Source organism: Hymenobacter agri, assembly GCF_054778495.1.
In genome coordinates this window covers 1-6271 of record NZ_BAAGZM010000229.1, presented here as the reverse complement: position 1 = coordinate 6271, position 6271 = coordinate 1, and the positions used below count along the sequence as shown (strand labels likewise).

Sequence of the window (6271 nt, the reverse complement as noted above, 5' to 3'; positions counted from 1 at the left end):
GGGCTGGCCCCGGCGTATGGCGCAGCCCCACCCAGGTGCGGCGGCCCAGCAGCACGGCCGCGCAGTTGCGCAGGAAGCCGCTTTTCTGCGGCTGAAACCAGATGAGCACCGGGGCCAGCAGCAGCAGGCCCGCGCTGGTCAGCACGTCAATCAGACGCTTGGCGCGAGCTTTCTGGGGCTGGTTCAGGTTCAGCTCGATGTCGAGGGTATAGTAGTCGCCGGGCGAGTCTTTGCTGCTGCTGCCGATGATGTACTGGCTGTCTTCGGGCAGAATCTTGTAGGCCACGGGCGGGTCGGCCGGCAGGCTCAGCATCAGGGCAATAATCTGACTGGCTGGCAAGTCCTTGCCACAGAAAATCAATTCATTGAGCCCGTACAGCCCGATGATATCGGCGAGCTGCCGCAGCTCGCCCAGCGGCTCCTCAATGGGTACCTGATGAGCCGCAGCGGGCGCGGCTTCGGGCGCTTCGCCCACCCGCACGTAGCCAATCACGCGGGCCGAAACGTGCGCAGCTTCGAGCAACTGGCGCACGCGCTGGCTTTCAGGCCCCGAGCCCACGATGGCGATGGTTTTCTGATGCCGCTCGCTCAGGCGCAGGTTCTTGTACTTGATAAAATGCGCCAGCAGCTGCCGGCCCACCAGCGCCACCACCGCCCAAACACCGCCCAGAATAATCAGCGCTTTCGAGAAGCGCCACGCGTCGAGAAAGTTAGAGGCAGCCGAAATCAGCAGCGTGCCCACAAAAATCCCCCGCACGATGCGCGAGGTGCGCGTAGGCTGGTCGTAGCCCCCGCTGAGGTAGGTCGAAACCAGCCAGACGGCGATGTAGGCCGGCACGGCCACGGCCATATACTGCGGCGGGTAGTCGCCGGGCACAAACTTGTGATTGCGCTCCCAATACGTTTTCAAAAAGTACATGCCGCCCCAGATGAGGCCGGCATCGAGCAGCAACGGCGCAGCGCGCACCACCAACCGCTCGGCCACGGCCGCCCCCGCCCGCAGCCAGATAGCGGCATTTATCAACAGCGAAAACAGTCCGGCCCGGCCCGGCGCAAAGTGCTTCTGGGCAAAAATCACCATGGCCCGATAAAACACGAACACGTAGTTCACGCTGGTGCGCTTCGTGCTCTCGCCTTTGTAGTGAATGATGCGCGTACCGGGGAAATAATAGTTCTGCCAGCCGCCTTGGGTGAGGCGATACGAGAGGTCAATGTCCTCGCCGTACATGAAATAATCCTCGTCGAGCAGCCCAATTTGGTCGAGCGCAGCCTTGCGCAGCAGCATAAACGCCCCGCTCAGCACCTCTATCTGATGGGTTTCCTCCTTATCGAGAAAGCCCAGGTGGTAGCGGCCAAACGTGCGCGATTTCGGCATCAGCTTGGCCAGCCCGAACATTTTATAGAACGCCACGGCCGGCGTGGGCAGCGCGCGCTTGCTTTCGGGCAGAAACTGGCCCTGGCCGTCGAGCATTTTCACGCCCAGTCCGCCGCAGTCGGGGTGCGCGTCCATAAAGTCGCAGCAGGCCCGGAAGGTGTCCTCCTCCACCACCGTATCGGGGTTCAGCAGCAGCTGATACTGGCCGGTGGCGCGGCGCAGGGCTTGGTTGTTGGCCTTCGAGAAGCCCGGGTTATCGTGATTGGCGATGAGAATGACCTCCGGAAACCGCGCCCGCACCATGGCCACCGAGCCATCGGCCGAGTTGTTATCAACCACGAAAACTTCCACCGGCTGCCCCAGCTTCTCCACGGCCCGCCGCACCGAGAGCAGCGCCTGCTCCAGGAAATAGCAGACGTTGTAATTGACAATAATAACGGAGAGCTTCACCACAGGGGGCGAAATTAGAACGAGTACCCCGAAATTTCATTTCGGCCCACCCGAACGGCCATTATAGCATCGTTCAAGCGGGCCGAAATGAAATTTCGAGGTATTCTGCTTACGCCTGGCGCAGGCGGTCGACGATGCTGCGGCCCAGCGTAATCTCATCGGCGTATTCCAGCTCGCCGCCCATCGGAATGCCACGGGCAATAGTGCTGATGTGCACGTTGGGCAAATCGCGCAGGCGGCGCGAGAGGTAAAACGCTGTAGTGTCGCCCTCCATGGTGGGCGAGATGGCCAGAATTACCTCGCGCACCTCCGAATCTTCGGCGGCGGCGCGGGCCACCAGCGAATCGATGTGCAGGTCGGACGGCCCCACGCCCTCGATGGGCGAAATCACACCGCCCAGCACGTGGTACACGCCCTTGTACTGGCCGGTATTCTCGATGGCAATTACGTCGCGCACATCCGACACCACGCACACCAGGCTGTGGTCGCGCAGCGGGTTGGCGCAGATACCGCATTCCTCGGCATCGGAAATACTATGGCAGGTTTTGCAATAGGTAATCTCGAAGCGCATTTTGGCCAACGCCTCGGCCAGCGAAGCGGTGGTATCCATCTCGGCTTTCAGCAGGTGCAGGGCCAGACGCAGGGCCGTTTTGCGGCCAATGCCGGGCAGGCGCGAGAGTTCACCTACCGCGTTTTCAATCAGTTTTGAGGGAAACTCCATTCAGATTGGTTGGTGCTTGGTTGGTGGTGCCTGGTGCCAAGTTGCGAAGTGTGGCTCCAACAAGAAACCAAGCACCAGGCACCAGCAACCAAGCACCAAAATCAAACGACATCGGCCGAAATGCCGCGGTCGTGAATAGCCGAGCACATGGGCTCCAGCTCTTCGTAGGTGCCCACCTTTACGGCGCATTTGCCCTTGTAGTGAATGAGCAGGGTACATTGCTCGGCCTGCTCGGGCTGATGCCCGCATACGTCCATCAGGGTTTTGATGACGTGGTCGAAGGTGTTGATGTCATCGTTGTACACCACCAGGTTGCGCAGCTCCACGGCTTCTTCGAGCAGCAGAACGTCTTCTTCGTAATCAATTTGCGGACGCGTGTTCATAAGGCAAATTTACGCAGGAAACCCCGCGTGAGGCAGCTCTTGATAACCCCATCGGCGGTGGTTTCGTTTCGTCAGATTCGCCCCAATTTTGCGGGGCCGCGCCCACTTGCGGCCCTCCGCCCCTCGCCTGCTATGCCCGTCCCGTCCGCCGATTTCAAAAAAGCCCTCAAGCGCCTCTCCGAGCCCGAAAAGGAAGCCCTGCTGCTGCGCGCCGTGCGCCGCGACGCCGAGCTCTACGAAACCTTCCGCTTCGAGCTGCTGGCCGACGTGACGCTGGGCCAGGTGCAGGAAGAAACCGCCGACCGCATCCACGAGCTGTTCAACGTGGCCGTGACGGGCCGCCTGCTCAACCGCAGCCTCGTGAAGGCCGTGCGTGCCAGCGTGCAGGAAGCCGCCCGCGCCCGCCGCATCACCAAAAACAAGCAGCTCGAAATCGACCTACTCCTCTACATCCTGCGCCAGTGCATCGACAACTACTCGGGCCAGTTCGACAGCGTGTGGGACGGCTTCTATAATGCCACGGCCCGCCTGGCGGCCCGGCTACCGGCCCTCATCCTCAAAAGCCTACACGAAGACCTGTGGGTGGAATACCAACCCGAACTCAACGATATTCTGAGCGAGCTGCACCGTCGCAAAAAGAGCCACAACCTGAAATTTGACCTGCCCCGCTCCTTCGAAACACCCGAATAAAAAAAAGCCCGCCGAAACCGGCGGGCTTTTTTGTGCAACAGCTAGTCGGGCAATTAGGCCTTCTTGGCAATCACGTTGAAAGTCAGGTCGAAGTTGTCGTAGATGGCTTTATCGCCGATGCTCTCGAAGAACGACTTCGAGCCGTATTTCAGGCCGAACTTGGTGCGGTCGATGGTCACTTTGCCGCTGGCGGCGGCCACACCGTCTTTCACGCCGGCTTTGGCGGGGAAGCTGATGCGCTGCGTCACACCCTTGATGGTCATATCGCCGGTGATGGTCACGTTGTCAGCGTCTTTGGCGGCGCCTTTAATCGGAGTCACGCTCATGATTTTGAAGGTAGCAGTGGGGAATTTCTCCACGCCGAAGAAGTCGTCGCTGCTCATGTGGCCCACGAATTTGCCCTGGCTGTCAGCATCCTTAATGTCGGTCGCCTTCATGGTCTTCATGTCTACGGTCACGGTGCCACCTACAATGGCGTTGCCTTTCACGAGCAGTTCGCCCGAGCTGAAGTTCATGGTGCCGTTGTGGCCGTGCGTTACGGCTTTGCCTTCCCAGCCCAGGGTGCTGAGTTGCGGCTGCAGCTTGTAAGCCGACTCGGCGGCAACAGTTTTGGCCGGGGCTACTTTAGCGGCCGAGGCAGCGGGGGCAGCACCAAGTACGGCAACGGCAAACAGGGCGGGCAAGAGGAATTTTTTCATGACAAAAGAGAATTGAAAAAAGGTAAGCGAAGAAAAAGGGTTGAGTTGATGACTAAGTGTACTTGCGCTAGGCTTCGGACTCGTCGGAACCACGCATTTTATCGAGTAAGGCATTGAGCTGCTGGGCTTCATCATCGCTCAGCTGGGCATAAGCGGCGGCTTTCATCACCCCCGAAGCGTCAATTTCTTCGAGCAACGTCAGGCCGGCTGGGGTGATGCGGATATCGACCGCCCGGCGGTTCGATGGGCAAACCGTGCGCGTCACGAGCTGCTTTTCTTCGAGCCGGTCGACGATGCGCGAGGCGTTGCTGGTTTTATCGAGCATGCGCTCGATGAGCAGCGCCACCGTGGCCGGCTGCGGATGCTGGCCCCGCAGGATGCGCAGGATGTTGAACTGCGGCCCCGTGAGCCCGTAGCGCTTGAACGCGCAGGCCTGCCGCAGCTGCAGCCATCCCGACGTGTAAATCAGGTTGATAATGGCCTTCTGGTGCTCATTTTCGAAATGGGACTGCTTAATTTCGTCTTCGATGCGCATGGCAGAATAGTGGAATCGGATGCAAATATAATGTACATACATTTAATGTTGCAACATTGTTCCCAAATTCTTTTTCAGTCTTGAAAGCAAGCATGGCCAAAACCCGGCCAAAACTCGTAGGCTGGCTCATCACCCTCTTTTAACCATTGTCATGCCTCGATTCGGAATGTATGTGCTGGCGGTTGCTTTGGCCACCGCCGCCCCCCGCCTGGCGGCCGCACAAGCCGGCGGCTTCCCGGTGCAAACCACGCCCAACACGCAGTTTGTGATGCAGAACGGCGAAGTTGTGAAGCGCGACGGCAACCAGATTACGCCGCTCACGCAGAACGTAAAGCTCGCCAGCGGCGTCAAAATCAACTATAAAAACGGCATCGTGGAGATGCCTGCCGACAAGGTCAGCACCGCGGGAAAAAAAATAACCCTGCGCGAGGGCGACTATGTGCGGGCCGACGGTGGGGTAGTATTTGCCACGCCCGGCAGCGCCGCTGCCGCCCGCGAAGCCGCTCCCACCGCCCCCGGCGCGTCTTACGAAAAATACGTGCAGCGCGGCCCCGGCTACGCCGAGCCGGCCCAGCGGGTGCCCATGCTCAACAAAAAGATTGAGCTGCTGAATCAAAAAATCAGCCTGCTCAGCCAAGGTCGTACCGACCTGCCCGACACCAAAGCCCTCGATGCCCAGCTTGCTGACCTCGACGCCCAGCTGAACGCCCCGGTAAAATAGCCGGCAGATTTCCTAATCGCGCAATTGCAATAGCCCTTCGGTTTCGGTCACGAGGCCGAAGGGCTCATCGCGCACCACCAGAAAACCGTCGAGGTCGAGCACATCGACCAAGGCGCTGATTTGCAGTGCGGCGGCAATTCCCACGCTGGTTTCCACCATGCAGCCCATCATCGGAATCAGGCCGTGGGCGCGGGTTTGCTGCAGGAGGCTAATGCCGCGGCGGAAACCACCGGCTTTCATCAGCTTCATATTCACTCCGTGAAACTGGCTGGCGATATCGGCAAAGTCGGCGGTATCGGTCACCGACTCATCGGCCATGAGGGGCACGCCCGCCCGCGGCCGCAGATACCGGTAGTCGTCGGCGCAGCTCGCGGGCATGGGTTGCTCCAGCAGGCGCATATTCAGCCCCGGCAGGGCGCGGGCCTGCTCCAGAAACTGCAGCACGCCATCGGCGTCGAGCCATGTTTCGTTGCCATCTATCAATAGGGCATGCCCTGGCAGCAGGCGCGTTATCTCGCGCAGCAGGTCGAGGCCCTCGGTGGCACTCACCTTCACTTTTAGCAGCTCGAAGCGGGCCGCCCGCTGCTCGCGCACGAAAGCCGCCACCTCGCCGGGCGCCATAATGGGCAGCGTGAAGGCCGTGGGCGCGAGCACCGGCACCGGCATGCCCAGAAACTCCCACACCGGCTGGCCCGCGC

At 60.2% G+C, this 6271-nt stretch carries 8 protein-coding genes; 2 read left to right on the top strand and 6 right to left on the bottom strand.

All coding sequences use genetic code 11. The features are described 5' to 3' along the window. The 3 genes from ACYVDE_RS12400 to ACYVDE_RS12390 form a co-directional block, all read right to left on the bottom strand. On the bottom strand, positions 1-1825 hold a 1825-nt coding region (locus ACYVDE_RS12400; protein ID WP_460501859.1), incomplete at its 3' end, for a glycosyltransferase. Positions 1826-1934: 109 nt separating this feature from the next. Next, entirely contained in the window at positions 1935-2546 is a 612-nt protein-coding gene (gene recR, locus ACYVDE_RS12395) for a recombination mediator RecR (protein ID WP_460501858.1), read from the bottom strand. 101 nt (positions 2547-2647) lie between these two features. Then, a complete protein-coding gene (locus ACYVDE_RS12390) occupies positions 2648-2929 on the bottom strand; it encodes an ATP-dependent Clp protease adaptor ClpS (protein ID WP_460501857.1) in 282 nt (93 codons plus the stop codon). A 132-nt stretch (positions 2930-3061) separates the two neighbouring features. Between ACYVDE_RS12390 and ACYVDE_RS12385 the strand changes: the two genes are divergently transcribed. Next, positions 3062-3619, top strand: coding sequence for a hypothetical protein (locus ACYVDE_RS12385; protein WP_460501856.1), 558 nt, complete (start codon positions 3062-3064; stop codon positions 3617-3619). Positions 3620-3672: 53 nt separating this feature from the next. On the opposite strand, the gene ACYVDE_RS12380 is transcribed toward ACYVDE_RS12385, so the two are convergent. Both ACYVDE_RS12380 and ACYVDE_RS12375 read right to left on the bottom strand, forming a co-directional pair. Continuing rightward, positions 3673-4317: a YceI family protein gene (locus ACYVDE_RS12380; protein WP_460501855.1), complete on the bottom strand. Its 645-nt coding sequence runs from the start codon at positions 4315-4317 to the stop codon at positions 3673-3675. Positions 4318-4384: 67 nt separating this feature from the next. After that, positions 4385-4852, bottom strand: a complete 468-nt coding sequence (locus ACYVDE_RS12375) for a MarR family winged helix-turn-helix transcriptional regulator (protein WP_460501854.1) — start codon at positions 4850-4852, stop codon at positions 4385-4387. A gap of 151 nt (positions 4853-5003) precedes the next feature. Here ACYVDE_RS12375 and ACYVDE_RS12370 point away from each other — a divergent pair, with 151 nt between their 5' ends. Next, positions 5004-5573, top strand: coding sequence for a DUF6799 domain-containing protein (locus ACYVDE_RS12370; RefSeq protein WP_460501853.1), 570 nt, complete (start codon positions 5004-5006; stop codon positions 5571-5573). 12 nt (positions 5574-5585) lie between these two features. Here ACYVDE_RS12370 and ACYVDE_RS12365 read toward each other — a convergent pair. Continuing rightward, on the bottom strand, positions 5586-6271 hold a 686-nt coding region (locus ACYVDE_RS12365; RefSeq protein WP_460501852.1), incomplete at its 5' end, for an enolase C-terminal domain-like protein.